The 18,195-nt window shown below is 68.7% G+C and carries 13 protein-coding genes; 7 read left to right on the forward strand and 6 right to left on the reverse strand.

Annotated features, from left to right (window positions below; translation table 11 throughout):
* Nucleotides 1–10: 10 nt before the first annotated feature.
* The 3 genes from JOE30_RS05970 to JOE30_RS05980 all read right to left on the reverse strand — a co-directional run bounded on the left by JOE30_RS05970 (nt 11) and on the right by JOE30_RS05980 (nt 3,919).
* The gene (locus JOE30_RS05970; RefSeq protein WP_204869779.1) at nt 11–1,783 is read right to left on the reverse strand and encodes an EAL domain-containing protein; all 1,773 of its coding nucleotides are present in this window, start codon (nt 1,781–1,783) and stop codon (nt 11–13) included.
* Nucleotides 1,784–1,848: 65 nt separating this feature from the next.
* On the reverse strand, nt 1,849–3,444 hold the full coding sequence (locus JOE30_RS05975) for an MFS transporter (RefSeq protein ID WP_204869780.1): 1,596 nt from the start codon (nt 3,442–3,444) through the stop codon (nt 1,849–1,851).
* 106 nt (nt 3,445–3,550) lie between these two features.
* Nucleotides 3,551–3,919: a VOC family protein gene (locus JOE30_RS05980; protein ID WP_204869781.1), complete on the reverse strand. Its 369-nt coding sequence runs from the start codon at nt 3,917–3,919 to the stop codon at nt 3,551–3,553.
* A gap of 94 nt (nt 3,920–4,013) precedes the next feature.
* On the opposite strand from JOE30_RS05980, the gene JOE30_RS05985 reads away from it, so the two are divergent.
* Nucleotides 4,014–4,958 carry a YafY family protein gene (locus tag JOE30_RS05985; RefSeq protein ID WP_204869782.1) on the forward strand — a complete coding sequence of 315 codons (945 nt, stop codon included), beginning with the start codon at nt 4,014–4,016 and terminating at the stop codon, nt 4,956–4,958.
* Between the two features lie 33 nt (nt 4,959–4,991).
* Nucleotides 4,992–6,521, forward strand: a complete 1,530-nt coding sequence (locus JOE30_RS05990) for an HNH endonuclease signature motif containing protein (RefSeq protein ID WP_204869783.1) — start codon at nt 4,992–4,994, stop codon at nt 6,519–6,521.
* Nucleotides 6,522–6,539: 18 nt separating this feature from the next.
* Here JOE30_RS05990 and JOE30_RS05995 read toward each other — a convergent pair whose 3' ends face one another.
* Nucleotides 6,540–7,946: an amino acid permease gene (locus tag JOE30_RS05995; RefSeq protein ID WP_027506428.1), complete on the reverse strand. Its 1,407-nt coding sequence runs from the start codon at nt 7,944–7,946 to the stop codon at nt 6,540–6,542.
* A 118-nt stretch (nt 7,947–8,064) separates the two neighbouring features.
* Between JOE30_RS05995 and JOE30_RS06000 the strand changes: the two genes are divergently transcribed.
* Nucleotides 8,065–8,907, forward strand: a complete 843-nt coding sequence (locus JOE30_RS06000; RefSeq protein WP_204869784.1) for a hypothetical protein — start codon at nt 8,065–8,067, stop codon at nt 8,905–8,907.
* A gap of 82 nt (nt 8,908–8,989) precedes the next feature.
* Here the strand turns inward: JOE30_RS06000 and JOE30_RS06005 are convergent, their stop codons facing one another.
* Nucleotides 8,990–14,458: a carboxyl transferase domain-containing protein gene (locus tag JOE30_RS06005; RefSeq protein WP_204869785.1), complete on the reverse strand. Its 5,469-nt coding sequence runs from the start codon at nt 14,456–14,458 to the stop codon at nt 8,990–8,992.
* Between the two features lie 214 nt (nt 14,459–14,672).
* On the opposite strand from JOE30_RS06005, the gene JOE30_RS06010 reads away from it, so the two are divergent.
* From JOE30_RS06010 to pyrE, 4 genes are all read left to right on the forward strand, one after another.
* The gene (locus JOE30_RS06010) at nt 14,673–15,302 is read left to right on the forward strand and encodes a hypothetical protein (protein WP_204870815.1); all 630 of its coding nucleotides are present in this window, start codon (nt 14,673–14,675) and stop codon (nt 15,300–15,302) included.
* A 55-nt stretch (nt 15,303–15,357) separates the two neighbouring features.
* A complete protein-coding gene (locus JOE30_RS06015; protein WP_204869786.1) occupies nt 15,358–16,146 on the forward strand; it encodes an SDR family oxidoreductase in 789 nt (262 codons plus the stop codon).
* 69 nt (nt 16,147–16,215) lie between these two features.
* Nucleotides 16,216–16,782: a hypothetical protein gene (locus JOE30_RS06020; protein ID WP_204869787.1), complete on the forward strand. Its 567-nt coding sequence runs from the start codon at nt 16,216–16,218 to the stop codon at nt 16,780–16,782.
* Between the two features lie 24 nt (nt 16,783–16,806).
* Complete coding sequence (gene pyrE / locus JOE30_RS06025) at nt 16,807–17,343, forward strand: orotate phosphoribosyltransferase (protein ID WP_307806082.1); 537 nt, start codon at nt 16,807–16,809, stop codon at nt 17,341–17,343.
* A gap of 3 nt (nt 17,344–17,346) precedes the next feature.
* On the opposite strand, the gene thiD is transcribed toward pyrE, so the two are convergent.
* Nucleotides 17,347–18,135, reverse strand: coding sequence for a bifunctional hydroxymethylpyrimidine kinase/phosphomethylpyrimidine kinase (thiD, locus tag JOE30_RS06030; RefSeq protein ID WP_204869788.1), 789 nt, complete (start codon nt 18,133–18,135; stop codon nt 17,347–17,349).
* Between the last annotated feature and the right edge of the window lie 60 nt (nt 18,136–18,195).

Raw genomic sequence — 18,195 nt, forward strand, 5'->3', positions numbered from 1 at the left:
ACCATTGTCATCAAGGGGCGGGGTACGGGGTGTCTCTCACGAGGAGTTCCGAGGCGGGTGCGGGGCGGCCGAGCAGGTATCCCTGCACCAGGTCCGCTCCCACCTCGCGCGCCGTGGCGAGTTCCTCGGCGGTCTCCACGCCTTCGAAGATGCAGACGGCGCCGATCTCCCGTGAGAACGTGACGATGCTGACGGCGGCGGCGCGGCGCATGGGGTCGGTGTCGATGCCGCGCACGAGCGAGGCGTCGAGCTTGACCACGCCGGGACGCAGTTCCACCAGCTGACGCAGACCCGAGTAGCCGGTCCCCACGTCGTCCACCGAGATGAGGACGCCCGCCGAGCGCAACATCTCGACGGCGACGCCCATCCCGTCGTAGTCGTCGATGCGGTCATGCTCGGTGACCTCCACGATCCAGCGCCTGCCCCTGTCTCCGCGCCCGATCAGGTCCGCGGCGAGGTCGGTGGACAGGATGGTGTCCGCCGAGGTGTTGACCGCCACGAACGCGCCCGGTGGGAGCACGCTCGACGCGGTGATCGCCGCGTGGATGGCGCTGAGTTCGAGATCCACGCGCAGTCCGACGGTCGACGCGTCGGTGAACCACGTCTGCGGTGAGCCGTACCCGTCGGGGAATCGTGACAACGCCTCGTAGCCGACGACGGCTCCCGTGTCGGTGGTGCAGACGGGCTGGAAGACGATGTTCGGGCCGCCCGACGCGATGAGCGCCGCGATGCGGTCGCGCAGGTCCGCCGACGCGGAGGCCCGGGTGGCGTGGCGACGCTGCATCGTCGCCTCCGCGCGCGTCATCAGGTGGTGCAGGGTGGTGCCCACGTCGGCATGCGGGTCGACGGTCTCCACCACCGAGCCCGTCAGGACCGTGACCGGTGCGCTGCGCAGAGGTGTGCTCTCGAGTCCGGTGGCCAGGTCCCGCATCGCGCGGTCGGCGGAACCGTCCGGGCCGACGAGAAGCACGCACAGAAACTGCGAGGTGCTGAGCCTCGCGGCGACGGCGTCCGCCGGCGCCTCTGTGGTGAGCCTCTCGGCGATCTCCTCGAGCACCTCCCGTCCTGAGCCGCGGCCGAATCGCTGCTCGGCGTCCGCGAAGTCGGCGATCTCGACGAAGACGCCGAGAGCGGTGCTGCGACTCTGCACGGACTGCGATTGCGACGTCACCCGGTTGTACAGCCCGCGTCGCGTCAGCAACCCCGTGAGTGGATCGCGTTGCGAGGCTTCGACCTGTCGGCGGAGGTAGGAGACGTACATCCGGATCACGAAGGGCGTGGCGAACATGCTCATCAACGCGAGCGTGCGTGACAGCACGAGCCAGATCTCCGTACCCTGCTCGACCGAGACGGCGGCGAGGACGACGAGCGCACCGCAGGAGAAGACGACATGCAGCGTGAGTGTGCGGGGGTCGGTGAACGCCGCTGCGAACAGGGAGACCAGTACCAGGACGGCGCACGCCGGCATCGACAGGAACGCGGAGTCGTACATCGCCACGACGGTGATCACGCCGACGTCGGCGTAGACGACGTAGGCGGTCTCGAAATGCCTCGGACGTGTGGTCATGAACCAGGCGACCGCGACGGGAACAGTCGTGGCGGAGAACAGAAGTATCCACACCGCGCCGCCCGGCCGAAGGGCGTCGGAGGGCAGGAGCAGCAGGCCGGCGACGCCGACGAGCACAGTGATGCCCGCGATGACGGCGCGAGATCGTTCTGCTGGTCTCGGCGTCAACGCGAGAAACGACAGGACCGGATCAGGACTGATCCGCTGTGATCTCACGACGACTCGTTTCGACGGTCTGCGGCGCCGGAGTGCGCTGGGATTCAGCGCACTCCGACGTCAGACTACCGGCGGCGTGTTCGTGCTGCGGCCAGAACCGAGTCGGCGGCGGGTTTCCACGGCATGCAGATCGCGACGGCCACTGCGCACGCCAGGCACGCGGACACCGTGACGTACGAGGCGAACTGGAATCCTTCGAGACTCGCGGACTTCATCGCCAGAATCAGTTCCGCCTTCTGCTGTTCGAACAGCGACGGCGTGGGACGCGTCGCTATCTCGATCACGGCGATGACGGTTTCGGACGCGAAACCCTTCTCGCCGTCCGTCATCAGTGCCGAGGGCACCGCATCGACCAAGGGGGTGACGCGTGCGGAGTAGACGGAGGCGACGATCGAACCCAGTACCGCCACACCGAGTGTGCCGCCGATCTCACGCGTCGTGTCGTTGACCGCCGATCCGGCGCCGGCGCCGTCGAGGTCGACCGCAGACATGATGGAGTCGGTCGCCGGTCCCTGGACGACGGCCAGTCCCAGTCCCATGAGGACCATCGACAGCAATACCGGGCCGACATAGGGCGTGTCCACGGTGGTCTGGCCGGCGATGGCCATTCCCGTGCTGACGATGAGCAGTCCCGACACGATGACGGCGGTGGCACCGAAGCGCTGAGCGATCAGCGTGGCGATCGGTCCGCCCACACCCACGGCCACCGCGAACGGCAGTGAGTGCAGGCCGAACTCGAGCGGTGAGTACTCGCGGACGCCCTGGAAGTACTGGGTGATCATGAACAGGAAGCCGAACATGGAGAAGTAGCCGACGGCGATCGACAGCGCCGGGAGCGAGAAACGGCGGTTCGCGAACAGGGTCGGATCGAGAACCGGAGCGGCTGTGCGCTTCTCCCACGCGATGAAGCCGGCGATCGCCACGGCCGAGAGCACGTAGCCGGCGAGGGAGCTGGCCGACAGCCATCCGCGATGCGGGGCCTCGATGATCGTCCACACCAACGCCGTGACGGCCACCAGTGAGGACACCAGTCCGACGACGTCGAAGCGGCCGACGTGTTCGGCGCGCGACTCCGGCACGAGAAGCCGAGCGGCGAGGGCCACGACGAGTGCCACGGGCACGTTGATCCAGAACACCGAGTGCCACGAGAAGTGTTCCAGCAGATAGCCGCCCGCGGTCGGGCCGATCGCGATGGCGAATCCGGCCATGGCCGTCCAGGCGGCGACGGCCAGTGCTTTCTCACGGGGGTCGGTGAAGAGGGTGATGATCATGGCCAGTGTCGCCGGGAACACTGCCGCCGCGAAGACGCCCATGACGGCGCGCGCCGCGACGACCTGGCCGAGGTCACCCGACAGGGCCCCCACCACGGACAGCGCCGCCACCCCGAGCAGGCCGATCGTCATGACGCGGCGGCGACCGTACCGATCGCCGAAGTGCCCGAGCGCCAACAGGAAGCCGGCGAACGTCAGTGTGTAGGCGTCGACCACCCACTGCAGGCCGGACATCGAGGTCTGGAGTTCGACGCCGATGGACGGCAGCGCGACGTTGACGATGGTGTTGTCGAGGACGACCAGCAACTCGGCCGCGCAGATGACGAGGAGCGCGAGCGCGCGGCCTCGCCCCGACAGCGAGGTGGTGGGTGGTGCCTGATGCAGTGCCATGGAACCCCGCTCCGTCGGTTCTATGCGGTGGAGCATAGAAGGTGGACAGAAGGTAGCTGTGTCGCCGCGTCACGGTCAATCGAGTGTGGTGGCTGTCACGTCAGGGTCAGTCGACCGGAGCGACCCGAACGAGGTTGCCGTCGGGGTCGGCGACCACGAACGTCCGGCCGAACACGTCGTCGTGCGGCGATTCGACGACGACGAGTCCGGCCGTCGTGGACCAGTCCCGGAACACGTCGTCGATCCTCGACGCCGGACCGGGCAGCATCACCCCGATCTCGGACGTCCGCGGAGTGGCCGAGTGCGCATGGTCGGGGCGCCCGCTCCACAGTGCGAACGTGACGGTTCCGCCGACGTCGAAGGCGACGTAGCGAGGGCTGCGGAAGGTCGCCTCGATGTCGAACAGTCGGCTGTAGAAGTCGGTCGAACGGTCGATGTCGGTGACGTAGACGAGGAACAGGTCGGGTGCGGGCACGAGAGGCTCCTGTGTGAGTGAGGTGGATGACGGATTCCATGAAGCGCGCCATACCTGCCAGAAGCTGTCACCTTTTCGGCGCACAATTTCTGTCATGACGTCGTCCCGGCTTCTCTCCCTTCTTCTGCTGCTGCAGACCCGGCACCGCATCACCACCGGTGAACTCGCGGAACGGCTCGAGGTGAGCCGGCGCACCGTGCTGCGCGATGTCGATGCCCTGTCGGCCGCCGGCGTGCCGGTGTACGCCGAGCGCGGACGGCACGGCGGGATCGTGCTGTTGCCGGGGGCGCGACTCAACGCGTCGTACCTCGAGCCGGCGGAGATGGACGCGATGACACTCGCCGGTCTGGACGAGGAGCAGCGCGAGCGGCTCGGTGTGACCGGGACGCACGACATGGCGATGCGCAAGATCGCGGCGCGTCGAGCGGGCGTCGAGGCGGCGGGCCGCAGCCTCGCCGACCTCGTCGTCGTCGACAACACGAGCTGGTTCGCACTCGGGCGTGACGTCGTGAACGTCGGGGATCTGGCGCTCGAGCTGCGTTTCGGCCGCCGACTCCTCCTGCGCTACAGACGAAGCGGGGCGCCGGCGGCGGACACGGTGGTGGTCGATCCGTACGGTCTCGCCGCGAAGGCCGGTCGGTGGTACCTGGTCGCCGACGTCGGTGGGCACGGACGGCTGTTCGCACTGGCGAGGGTGGACGGGTACGAGGTTCTCGCGGAGTCGAGTCACCGTCGTTCCGTCGGCCTGCGCGGTGTGTGGTCCGAGCTGTCCGCGGCGGTGGAGGCGCCCGGCGACGTGGTCGTCACGGCTCGTCTCCGTTCGAGCAGAACGGATCTCGCTCAGCGTGTGCTCGGATCGCGCATCACCGCGAGCGAGCCCGCTGGAGACGGCTGGACGCAGATGTCGATCGGATACTCGACCATCGAGGGGGTGCGGCAACTGCTGCAGTTCGCCGATCACATCGAGGTGGTGGAGCCGCAGGAGGCGCGGACACACCTCGCGGAGCTTGCGGCAGACCTCGCACGTCGCCACTCCTGACATGTGTCGGTGGGCACTGCTACCTTCGCACCTATGTTCGAGTCGGGGTGGGCGCAGCAGAGTCCGGAGGCCATGGGCCTTCCGGTGACGCTGATCGATGCGTCGATCGAGGAGGCTCTGGACACCGTCGTGCACGCCACCGCCGGCCTCGGCTTCCTTGAGTGGACGCGCTACCGGGCGGCCGCGCACCTCCATGCCCTCATCGTCGCGCCGGTCGAGGCCTCGGACCGCCGACGCCTGGACGCGGCGACGCAGTGCGCCGCCCGCATCGCCACCGTGCTGTCCGTCAGCCAGGGCGCCGCCGACGGCATTCTGTTCCGTGCTCTCGTACTGCGCGATCGTCTGCCGCGTGTCGCCGAGTGCCTGCGCGACGGGTTGCTCGCGCCGAAGCACCTGCACACCATCGTGACTCGTACCGATCTGGTCGACGGCCGCGACTACTCCGACGAGGTGGATTCCGAGATCGCTGCCGCGCTTCGGCGTCGCCGTTCGTGGTCCGACACCCGGCTGCGGGACATGGTCGACTGCATCGTGCATCGCCACGATCCGGATGCGGTGCGCGAGAGGCGCATCAAGGCGAAGGAGAATCGCTCCTTCTGGGTCGAGAACGCGCCCGACGGCATGGCGGCAGTCGGTGCCACCATGCCGGCCGAGGACGCGCTGCTCGTCGCAACCCGGGTCGAGGCTCTCGCTGCGAACGTCTGCTCACACGATCCGCGCAGCCGCAACGCCCGCGCGTCCGATGCACTGTTCGCGCTCGTCACCGGCACCGGATTCGGTTGCCAGTGCGGCGCTCCCACGTGCGCCCACACGGAGACCGACCCCGATTCGATCAGCGCGACCACCGTCGTCGTGCACGTGGTCGGTGATGCGGCCACCGTCGACGCCACAAGGACCGACAGTTCGCCATCCGATACCGCCTCGGACACCTCCGGCCGTTCCGGCTTCCTGCACGGTTACGGTGTCATCTCGCCCGATCACCTGCAGGATCTGGCGGACCGTTCCGATGCCGTGCGGCGACCCATGGACACGACGCCCGCAGCCCATCAGCCGGCCGACCCGTACCGGCCCAGCGCGGCACTCGAGACATTCGTCCGTGCCCGCGACCAGTACTGCACGTGGCCCGGATGCAACAACCCGGCGATGACGGCCGATCTGGACCACGTCACCGAGTACGACCACGACGACCCGGCCGCCGGTGGACAGACCACTGCAGTGAATCTGAACGGCAAGTGCCGCTTTCACCACACTCTGAAGACGTTCACCGACTTCCTCGACGATCAGTACCCCGATCCGGAGCTACCCGGCAGAGTCCTCTCGACCGTCACCACACCGGAGGGGCGCACCGTTCCCGGGCCGGCTCACAACGGATACGACCTCCACCCGGAACTGGCCGACGTCACCTTCGACGACCCGGTGGTGCACCCGCCGCCAGAGACCGAGACGGCACCGACGAGACGACGCACTCGCCTCGCGGCCGTCCATGCACGGCGACGCGCCGAACGGGCTCGCAACCGCAGAGCTCGAGAAGCCGCAGCGATCGACGACCCGCCACCGTTCTGAACGACGGTGGTGGGGCGATCAGACGCGCGCGGACTCGGCGGCGGTCACGCGTCGCTGACGCAACACACCGGCCACGACGGTGACCGCTGCCAACACCGCGGAGAAGCCGATGGCCGTCCTCTGCTCCGGCATGATCACCATCATCACGAGGACGACGACGATGAAGCCGATCGCCAGATAGGTCAGCCACGGATACAGCCACATGCGCACCGGAGGTCGGCGACCCTCCCGGTCGAGCGTGCGCCGCAACACCAACTGGCTGGCCGCGATCGCGAGGTACACGAAGAGAGCCACGGCCCCGGTGGTCGCGAGCAGGTACCCGAACAATTTCTCCGGCAGCGCGTAGTTGCCGACGACGGCCACGAATCCGAGTGCCGTGGAGGCCAGTACGGCCACGTAGGGCACGCCGCGGCTCGACACCTTGCGTACCGCCGCGGGTGCGTCGCCACGCTCGGACAGCGAGAACAGCATGCGGCTCGCCGTGTACAGCGCGGAGTTCAGGCACGAGGCGACGGCGGTGAGGATGACGACGTCCATGATGCGGTCCGCGTGCGGAATGTTCATCTGCCCCAACACGAACTGGTACGAGCCGGTCTCGGCGTCGAGCTCCGCGGCCGGCACCAGAGCGACGACGATGAAGATCGAGCCCAGGTAGAAGATCATGATGCGCCAGATCACCGAGTTGACCGCGCGGGTGATGCCCTTCTTCGGATCGGGCGACTCCGCGGCGGCGATGGTGACGATCTCGGTGCCCATGAACGAGAACATGGTCGTCAGCATGGCGGCGATGACGGCACCGAAACCGAACGGCATGAACCCGCCGTCCGACCACAGGTGCGACACCCCACTGACGTCGCTGCCCGGCAGCAGACCCAGGATCGCGAGCACGCCGAGCGCGATGAACCCGATGATCGCGACCACCTTGATGAGCGCGAACCAGAACTCGAACTCGCCGTAGTTGCCCACGCTCAGCAGGTTGGTGACGGTGAGGATCAGCGTGATGGCGAGCGCCCAGATCCACTGGTCACCGCCGATCCACGACGACATGATCAGCGCACCGGCCGTGGCCTCCACCGGGATGACCAGCACCCAGAACCACCAGTAGAGCCACCCGACGGAGAACCCGGCCCAGTGGCCGAGCGCGCGGGTCGCGTACGTGGAGAACGATCCGGTGTCGGGATTGGCGGTCGCCATCTCCCCGAGCATGCGCATCACCAGGACGACGAGGATGCCGGCGAACAGATACGACAACAGGACGGCGGGGCCGGCCAGGTTGATCGCAGTCGCTGATCCGACGAACAGTCCGGCGCCGATGACGCCGGCGATCGAGATCATGGTGATGTGACGTGGTTTCAGGCTGGTTCCCAGAGCGCCGGGTTGTCCGGTCGCGCTGACTGGGTCCGCGTCCTTGTTGTCGATCGACATGTCAGTTCTCCTCGTGAGATGCGAACCTTCCGAGTCGATCACAACGGTCGGTTCAGCGCTCGGCGCACAGCACATCTCGTCCGATTTGCCCGGTCTTTTCGAGGACTATCCTGAGGTCATGACGACGCCGACCGGACCGCGCGACAACGACGACTCGGCTCGTGACCGTGACCAGCCGACGGAGTACCTCGGCACCCCCGGTCACACCTCGGATCCCGGCCAGGCCTACGGGCAGTCCGGCTACAACCCGACCGAGGCGCTCCCGGCCGGCGACTGGTACGCCCAGCAACCGCCGTACGAGCAGGGCTATCCGCAGCAGCAGTATCCAACCCAGGGCTATCCCACACAGCAGGGCTATCCCACACAGCAGGGCTATCCGACCCAGGGCTATCCCCAGTACCAGCAGCCCCCGTACCAGCAGCCCCCGTACCAGCAGAACCAGTACGGCGAGGCGCCCTTCCTCGAGAACGGCGACAGCAAGCCCCCGCGCGGTCCGAAGACTGCGCTCATCGTCGCGGCGGCGCTCGTCGTGATCGCGCTCATCGGCACCGGGGCCTACCTGCTGTACGACTCGACGTCGTCCTCGCGCACCGCAGCCCCGGCCATCACGCCGCGCTCCGCCCCGCCCACGACCACGGCGCCGCCGTCGACGAGCGTCCCGCCGCTCGGCTCGCTGCCGGGTCTGGAGCAGATTCCCGGGGGTGTGGGTGAGGCACTGGGGTCGCAGGGTGCCTCCGTGGGCACGATCATCTCGAACGACGGCACCACCATCGTCATGGACGGGATCGGCGGATCCACCGTCACCGTGGTGACGAACGCGAACACGCAGATCCTCGCGCTCGGCGCCGCCACGGTGGCGGACCTCGCGCCCGGCACCTCGATCGTGGTGCAGGGCACCCCGCTGGCCGACGGGTCCATCACCGCCGAGGTCATCGTCAGCGCCGGCATCGGCTTCAACTGACGCGAGGGCGTCGACCGACACCACCGAACGAGAACACCCTCCCTCGCACACGCGGGGGAGGGTGTTCTCTCTGTCGACAGGGTCAGGCCTGACGGGCCATTCCGCGCTCGATCGCCGCCACGATCTGCGGGCGCAGTTCGGCGGCCGCCACGATGTGGTGCACCGAGCCGACGGTCCGCGCTCGCTCGATGTTGTGCACCGCCTCGAACTCGGACGCCACCTCACCGAGCTTCTCCGAGCGCACCGCGGTGCGGGTGGCCGACAGCTCCACCTGCAACCGGGCCCGCTCCGTGTCGTCCTCGGAGGAGTTCATGCGTGCCTCGAGATCGCGGACAGACGGGTCGGACGCGGTGCGCTTGTTGACGTCTCGCGTGAAGACGACCGCCGCGGCCGGTGCGCCACCGAGGACGGACGCGAACGATCCCTCGACAGCCAGCACCTCCATGTTCTCGTTGAGCGCTCCGGAGAACACCACGAATGCACCGCCGTGATATCGGGAGACCACGCAGAACACGATCGGTCCGTCGAAGTTGACGATGGCACGGCCGATCTCGGCGCCGTACTCGAGCTGCAGGTTACGCAGCGACTCCGGTGATCCGTCGAAGCCGGACAGGTTGGCCAGCACCACCAGCGGGCGGTTGCCGCTGGCCGCGTTGATCGCGCGAGCCGTCTTCTTGGACGAGCGGGGGAAGAGCGTTCCCGACGTCCACTGGTCGGGGCCGTCGGACGGGAACCATCCCTTGCGCGAGATGGCGCGCGACTCGATGCCGATCACCGACACCGGGTAGCCGGCGAGGTGCGCGTCGAAGACGACGGACGTGTCCGCGTCGGCCATGTCCGCCCACCGCTCCAGCACGGCGTGGTCCTGATCGACCACCGCGCGCATGACGGTGCGGATGTCGAACGGCTTCTTGCGCTCGGGGTTGGTGGCGGAGGAGAAGATGTCGCCGACGGTCTTGAAGTCGCTCGACGGGTGGACGTGCGGGTAGGTCCGCACGTCGCGGTCGACCGGGTCGGCTGTCGTCGTGCGACGCGGGAAGCGTTCTCCCGGTGCGCGATACGCATGATCGTAGTGCGCGAAGAGGACGTCGCACGCGGCGCCGAGGTTCGGGGCCCAGTACTGCGCCTGGCCGTTGGGGCCCATGACGCGGTCGTAGCCACCGATGCCGAAGTTGTCCTCCGCGGAGACGCCACCGGAGTAGTCCAGGGACTGCTTGCCGGTGAGCACCATCGCGCTCTCCGGCGTCATCACCAGGATGCCCTTGGTGTGCATGAGCATCGTGGCCTCGGCGTTCCAGTACGGCTGCGCGCCGACGTTGATGCCCGCGACGATCACGTTGATCTCGTGACCGGCCTGCGTGAAGGTGATGATGCGGCGCAGAGCCCGCGACACCCAGTCCATGTTCTCCGTGCCGCTGCCCATCGAGATGGTGGCGCCGGAGGAGAGCGCGAACCACTCGACCGGGACGTTCATCTCCTCGGCCAGGTCGATCGCGGCGACGACGCGCGCACACTCGGCCTCGGCCACCGTGCCCAGGGCCTTGGTGGGGTCGCCGAACAGGGCGACGCGGGTCATACCCTCCGGGTGGAGCGCCGTCGGTGTGGACACCAGGCCCACGATGATGCCCGCGGTGTTCTGACCGTACGGACGCGAGATGGGCTGCAGCGCACCGGACTCGTCCAGGTCGTACTCGACGAAGGACCCGTCGCGCTTGGTCAGCACGGGGATCAGCTCGTACGGGTACACGGTGCCGCGTGCCTGCGAGCGCTGCACGTTCTGCGTGTACGTGTCGAGCGGGCGCATGGGCTCGGTGGGCGGGTCGGTGATCTTGGTGACCACACCGGTGCCGGGGCGGTAGGAGAAGCGCAGTGCCTGCATGGTGGGCTCCGCGCCGGGGCGCACCACGACGCGGGCCATCATGGTGATCTCCTCGAGACCGGCGGCCACGGTGAGCGGCGCGAGATGCCGGGCCACGATGCGCAGCTTGTCGAGTGGCAGGTTCAGCACCGGCCACACGTAGAGGACGACGCGGTTGTGGTCGAGGCGGCGGTTGCCGCGGCGAGCCTGGGCGCGGCGGATGCCGTCGAGGCACGCGGAGAGCGTGCGCTCGATGGCGGGAACCGAGACCACGTTGCCCTGGGCGTCGAACTGCACTGCGGCATCGCGGATCTCGGCCAGAGCGACCAGTCGCTCGTCCTTGGGGTTGTCCTTCGCCACCAGATCGAACAGGAACGTGCCCGGCGCGGAGGGGATGCGGGTGCCGTCGAAGTTCTTGAGGCGCCACAGATCCAGTCGCTGACCGGTGAGCGGATGCAGGTCGCGGAGCGAGACGTCCTCCGTCAGAACGCCGGCCTGCGGCCGGAACGTCACCTGGCGCGAGATACCGGTGCCGCGTCCGAAGACGGTGACCGTCACGCGCCGCCAGGACGTGGTCGCCGGGTGTGCGGCGATCTCGGTACGCAACTCCTCGACCACCTGGTCGCCGTCCTCGGGAGCCGTCGGCCACGAGAGGTACAGGTCCACCGCGAGGTTCTCGGGTGCCGGCCCCGCGGTCTCGGTGAGCGCCACCAGCGTCGACGAGAGGCCGGCGCGATCGGTCATGGTCGAGAGCAGGTTGACCTTGCCGCCGACGAGGGTGAAGGTGCCCGAGACATAGTGCTGCCCTTCACGATCGAAGGCCTTGACGTCCTCGAAGTCACGGATCTCGTAGTACTGGCGGGTGATGACCTCGAGCAGGGCACCCGGGTCGGACATGCGCTGGGAGAGCAGCTCGACGAGCGGCTCCTCCGTGGCGACCAGGGCGTCGATACGCTCCTGGTGATCGTCGGCGTCGGGCCGCTCGGCCAGGTACTGCAGACTGCCGCGGACACCGTCGTAGATCTGCTCGCGCGCCCTGCGGATCTGCGGCTCGTCGAACAGCTGGAAGCGGAGGTTGCGGGCGACGTCGCCGATCACCGGGTACCGCACCTGGGTCGCGACGACGAGGCGGTCGAGCACCTCTCCGACGGCGCTGTCCGCATCGGGGGCGACCGACGGGTCGGCGATCCACCGATCGAGGAGGGCCGCGATGGCCGGGACCTGGTTCTCGATGCGCTGCTGCGCCAGAAAGAGTCGGTAGACGGCCTCCTCGAGATCGGTGCCGCGATCGAGGTCGTTCTTGTCGTAGTGCCGCAGTGCGCGAGCGAGCTTGTCGCGGAACTCGTCCGGCAGACCCTGGACGTCGGCGTCGAGCGACTGCAGGAACGCGTGGAAGTGCTCGCGCGGACTGTGGACGCGTTCGTCGGTGCCCTCCTCGGCCATGGTGGGACGGTTACGCGTGAGCTCGCACATGTCGGCGAAAGTGGTGAGCAGGTCCAGCTCGGCGCGGACCAGCTCGGCGTCCTTGCGCGGGAGTGCTCCGCGCAGCGCGTCGTACTCGGCGATGGTGGCGAGCGCACGGGACGCGCTGACGTCGAATCCGCTGAGCAGAGCCCGCAGTTCGTCGAGACGGGCCAGCGCGTCGAGGCGGTCGTCGCGGTCGGCGTCGCCGCACGGCGAGCGGAACTCGACCCGGGCGGTGGTGGAGGCGGCGGCCGTCTCACCGATCGGGTCGACGCGCAGCAGCGCCGCGCCGTTGTCGACCTGTGCGTTGACGACGGCGAGCACCTCGCTCACCCGGCCGGCCGACGCGGCACGCACCGCGGTCTCCATCTTCATGGCCTCGAGGACCACGAGCGTCTGTCCGGCCTCGACCTCGTCGCCCACGGCGACCGGCACGGCGACGACGACGGCGGGGGCGGGTGCGCGCACCAGACCGGCCTCGTCCTGGCTGATCTGATGGCTCACGCCGTCGACCTCGACGAGATACCCGGCGGGGCCTGGCACGGTGACGACGGAGTAGCGGGTGCCGTCGATCTCGGCGCGACGCTCGAAGGTGCCGAGCCGCTCGATGTCGATGGTGATCTCGTGGTCGTCGACCGCGACCAGGTAGCGGTGCGGCCCGACCTGGCCGACGGTCAGGCGGTAGCCCTGGCCCTGGTAGTTGAGCTCCACCGTGCGGCCGATGTCGTGGCTGGCACGGGGACGGCCACCGCGGGCGGACAGCAGGAACTTGGCGCGCTCACGGGCCTCGTCCGCGTCGTAGGCGTCGACGGCCGCGGCGACCAGCGCGACGTCGGCGACGCGGGTGGGGCCCTCCGCGGTGCCCGCGCCGGTCCGGTCGAGCCAGCCGGTGTCGGCGGTGGCGTCGATGAGCTCCTCGCGGTCGAGCAGCTCGAGCAGGAACGACTTCGTGGTGGTGCCGCCGTCGATGACGACGGTGGTTTCGCGGAGCGCGGTGCGCAGCCGGGCGAGGGCCTCGGAACGGTCACGGCCCCAGGCGATCACCTTCGCGACCATGGAGTCGTAGTCGGGCGGGATGACGTCGCCCTGGGCGATGCCGGTGTCGACGCGCAGGCCGGATCCGAGGGGGAACTTGAGCAGACGGACGGTGCCGGGGGCGGGAGCGAAGCCGTTGTCGGCGTCCTCGGCGTTGAGTCGGGCCTCGACGGCGTGACCGAACTCGGTCGGGCAGTCGCCCTCGAGCACGTGGCCGCCGGCGACGAGGATCTGCAGCTTGACCAGGTCGAGACCCGTCGTCACCTCGGTGATGGGGTGCTCGACCTGCAGGCGCGTGTTGACCTCGAGGAACGTGAAGATCTTCTGCTCGGGCTGGTAGAGGTACTCCACCGTGCCGGCGCCGTGATACCCGGCGGCGCGGACCAGCTCCGCCGAGGCGGCGCGCAGCTCGTCGGCCTGCTCCTTGGTCAGGACGGCCGAGCTGGACTCCTCGATGACCTTCTGATTGCGACGCTGGATCGAGCAGTCGCGGACGCCGGGTGCCCACACGTTGCCGTGCGTGTCGGCGATGACCTGGACCTCCACGTGGCGCGCCTCGGTGACGAGCCGCTCGAGGAAGACGACCGGGTCGCCGAACGACCGCTCGGCCTCACCCTGGGTGCGCTCGAGCGCGAGTTCGAGCTCGTCCTCGGCGAAGACCTTACGGATGCCGCGACCGCCACCACCGCTGCGCGCCTTGATGATCAGGGGATAACCGATGGCAGCGGCGTGCCGACGCGCATCGGCGCGGGTCTCGACGGGACCACCGCTCCACGGCGCGACCGGGACGCCCACCTTCTCGGCGAGGATCTTGGCCTCGACCTTGTCACCGAGCAGGCGCATCGAGGCCGCGGAGGGGCCGATGAACGTGATGCCCAGGCGAGCGCAGACGTCGGCGAAGGTCGGGTCCTCGGCGACGAAGCCCCAGCCGACCCACACGGCGTCGGCGCGGGCCTCGACGAGTGCGCGCTCGAGTTCGACGTAGTCGAGGTACGGATTCTGCACGCCCGTCTTGCGGAGCGTGACGGCCTCGTCGGCCTGGCGGACGAACATCGCCTTCCGCTCGGCGTCGGTGTGCAGAGCGATGACGCGCAGAGGCTCGGCGGACCGCGATTCGTTGTTCAGCTCGCGTACCGCTCGGATGAGGCGAACAGCTGCTTCGCCTCGGTTGACTACTGCTATGCGTGTGAACATGCGCTCCGCCGTCTCGAAGGGAAAGTGTCTTCCGAGCCAGTGTGACGGTCCACGAGCGTACTGGCGAGTACATCTCACCAACGCCCGAAAGGGTCGTGATCGGTCACTGACCTGTGGCGATGCGCTACCCACGGGTATACCGGCGGGTAATGACACGATGGGCCGACGACGGCGCCGTGCCCCGGGAAAAGTACAGTGGAGAGCGATGACAGCGATGTGGTTCGGCCTTGCTCTGATCGCACTCCTCGGTGCGGTGGCACTGCTGTACATCGATCGCGCCCGTCGCGGACAGCAGGGCCGGGTTCGTCAGATCTGGGCGAAAGCGCAGGGTTACCACTACGTTCCCGCCGATCCCGACCTACCGTCGACGTTCTCGCGCGCGGCCATGGCGAACCAGGAGTTCCTCGGTGCCGTCGACGTGGTCGAGGGTGTGCGACGCGGCGAGGAGTTCGTCCTGTTCGACCTCGAGGACGCCGCGACCGTCGTGGCGGTACGCCGCGAGGTGGGATCCGACGTCGACCTCGATCTGCGGTCCCGCACGACGCCGCCGCCCAAGGAGGCCGACATGCAGCTCCTCGGCTCGCTGGGTCCGCGCATCATCTTCGCGACCGACCTCGACGTGGCACGGCGAGTCTGTGACCAGCGCATGGTCGCCTTCACGCACTCGGTGCCCGACGTGGTGCAACTGCTGTGGAGCGAGGGCCCGTGGACGCTGGGCACCGTTCCCGTGGGCAGTTCGGGTCGTGACTGGGACGCCGCGATCGACGCTGTCACCCGTCTGTCCGGCCTTCTGCACGTGTTGCCGCCCTCGCGGCGTCGCGCGGCACCCGAACGCGAGAACTGATCGTTTCATCAGCCACGTGCTGCCGTGAGGAACCTCACCCGATAGTCTCGTGCGCATGTCGACTCCAACACCCCGGCCCATCGCACTCGTCACCGGTCCGACGTCCGGCATCGGCGGCGGGTTCGCTCGTCGTCTCGCCGCCAGTGGCCACGATCTCGTCCTGGTCGCCCGCGACACCGTCAGGCTGGAGGCACTGGCCGACGAACTACGCGCCTCGTACGGCACCTCGTCGGAGATCCTGGGCGCGGACCTCGCGACCGAGGAGGGCCGCGCTGCCGTGGTCGCTCGACTGCAGGAGGGCGTGCAGGTCCTGATCAACAACGCGGGCTTCGGCACGTCCGGCGAGTTCTGGACGGCGGATCCCGCGCTGCTGCAGTCGCAGCTCGACGTCAACGTCACCGCCGTCATGCAGTTCACCCGCGCCGCGCTGCCGTCGATGATCGCGGGTGCGAAGGGCTCGGTGATCAACGTGGCCAGCGTCGCCGGCCTGATGTCGGGTCGCGGTTCCACGTACTCCGCGTCGAAGGCGTACGTGGTCTCGTTCAGCGAGGGTCTCGCGGGCGGTCTCGCCGGCACCGGAGTCCGCATCCAGGCACTGTGCCCGGGCTTCGTGCGGACCGAGTTCCACGAGCGCGCCGGCATCGAGATGTCGTCGATTCCGTCGTTCATGTACCTCTCCGTGGACCAGGTCGTCGACGCGTCGCTCGCCGACCTGGAGAAGAACACTGTGCTGAGTGTGCCTGGGCTTCAGTACAAGTCACTGACTTCGGTATCGCGTCTGGTGCCCCGTACCATCGCTCGCCGCGTGGTCTCCCTGGTCGGCAGTGCGCGCGGTCGCACGTAGGCCCGAGCAGCACGGGCCAACCCTCGACGTCGGGTCGACGTTCACACTCGGCGACGCTATGTTTCTGGTGTGACTGTTGTGGCCCTGGTGGCGTTCGTGATGATCATCGGTATCGGCTGGATCGTGTCGGTCGTCCGGCGGACACGTCGGTCGGCCGACTCCGTCGCTGCCGGACTGAACCTGCTCGAGATCGAGCTCGATCGACGTCGGGCGGTGATCCCCGATCTCGTGCGCGCTGCCGTCGACGCCGATCTCGACCGCGCCGCCGTGAACCAACTCGTCGGAGCGCGGTCGCTGTCGGCCATGATGCGGGATCGCCGCGCGGAGCTCGGTGCTCGGGCCGGCGCCGAGAACGCGCTGTCGGTGGCGCTGCACGAGGTGCTCTTCGACGGTCGGGCCGGCGGGCCGCTGGGGTGGGACTTCAGCTCGCCCGCAACGGAACTCGATCGCATCGAGCACCGCGTAGCCGGCGCTGTCCGGGTGTACAACACGCAGGCGTCGTCGCTCGCCTCGCTCGCCGACTCGCCGCTGTCCGGACCCGTCGTCCGGCTGTTGGGCGTCCGGGCGCCCGAGGTGTTCGCCGAGACCGCCGACGCCGACACGGCGTGGTTGCGGGCGCCGCAGCACGCTGCCTGACCGCACCCGATAGATTCACTGCTCGTGGCAGCTACCGAGAAGTCCGAACTGGCAGAACTGGTCCGCGAGTTGGCGGTCGTGCACGGGAAGGTGACGCTGTCGTCGGGCAAGGAAGCCGATTACTACGTCGACCTCCGCCGCGCGACGCTGCACCACCGCGCCGGTGCCCTCATCGGGCGGCTCATGCGAGAACTGGTGTCGGACTGGGACTTCGACGCCGTCGGCGGACTCACCATGGGTGCGGATCCCGTCGCGCTGGCAGTCATGCACGCGCCGGGCCGTCCCATCGACGCGTTCGTCGTCCGCAAGGCGGCCAAGGCCCACGGCATGCAGCGACAGATCGAGGGCCCGGACATCGTGGGCACACGGGTCCTGGTCGTCGAGGACACCACCACCACCGGGAACTCCCCGCTCACGGCCGTCGCGGCTCTGCGGGACGCCGGCGCCGTCGTGGTGGGCGTCGCGACAGTGGTGGACCGCGCCACCGGCGCCGACGCGGTCATCGCGGCCGAGGGTCTCGAGTACCGGTCGCTTCTCGGTCTGGGCGACCTGAACCTCTGAGTTCTACTGCCAGCCGACGGCGGTGAAGGGCGCGTTCGTCGTCACGCGGCCGACGATGCCGGCGTGCGCGAAGTCCTTGGCCGTGGCCACTGCGTCCTGGACCGAGGAACCCTTCGCCAGCTCGGCGGTGATGGCGGCGGCGAAGATGCAGCCGGCTCCGGAGACGCGCTCCTCGCCGATCTTCGGCGCACGGAACACCGAGACGTCGGTGCCGTCGAACAGGACGTCGACGGCCTCGTCGCCGGGCAGACCCGCGCCGCCCTTGACCACCACGTAGCGCGGTCCGAGGTCCGCGATGCGGCGGGCGGCCTCCGACAGATCGTCGACGGACTCGATCGAGTCCATTCCCGACAGGGTCTGCGCCTCGAAGAGATTCGGCGTGACGACGGTCGCGAGCGGGAGGATCTCGGCGCGCAGGGCGTTGTCCGTGTCCAGCGCCGCGCCCGGCTCCTGGCCCTTGCAGATCAGGACGGGATCCACGACGACGTGTCGCCACGGCTGCCGACGGAGCGACTCGGCGACGGTGGCGACGGTCTCGGGTGTGCCGAGCATGCCGATCTTCACGACGTCCAGTGAGTGGGCAGCCGTCGCCGCCTCGATCTGGTCGGCGATCACCGGTCCGGCGATGGGGACGAAACGGTGGCCCCACCCGGCCTTCGGATCGAACGAGACGATGCAGGTGATGGTGCCGACGCCGTAGACCCCGAGCCGCTCGAACGTCTTGAGGTCGGCCTGCAGGCCGGCGCCTCCCGTGGCTTCGGATCCGGCGATGACGTAAGCGAGTGTCGGCATGACTCCATCATCCCAAAACACCGAGAGCGCGTGGGTGCGGGGCCGAGAGAGCCCCCGCAC

The organism is Rhodococcus sp. PvP016, assembly GCF_017832185.1.
Taxonomy (GTDB): Bacteria; Actinomycetota; Actinomycetes; order Mycobacteriales; family Mycobacteriaceae; genus Rhodococcoides.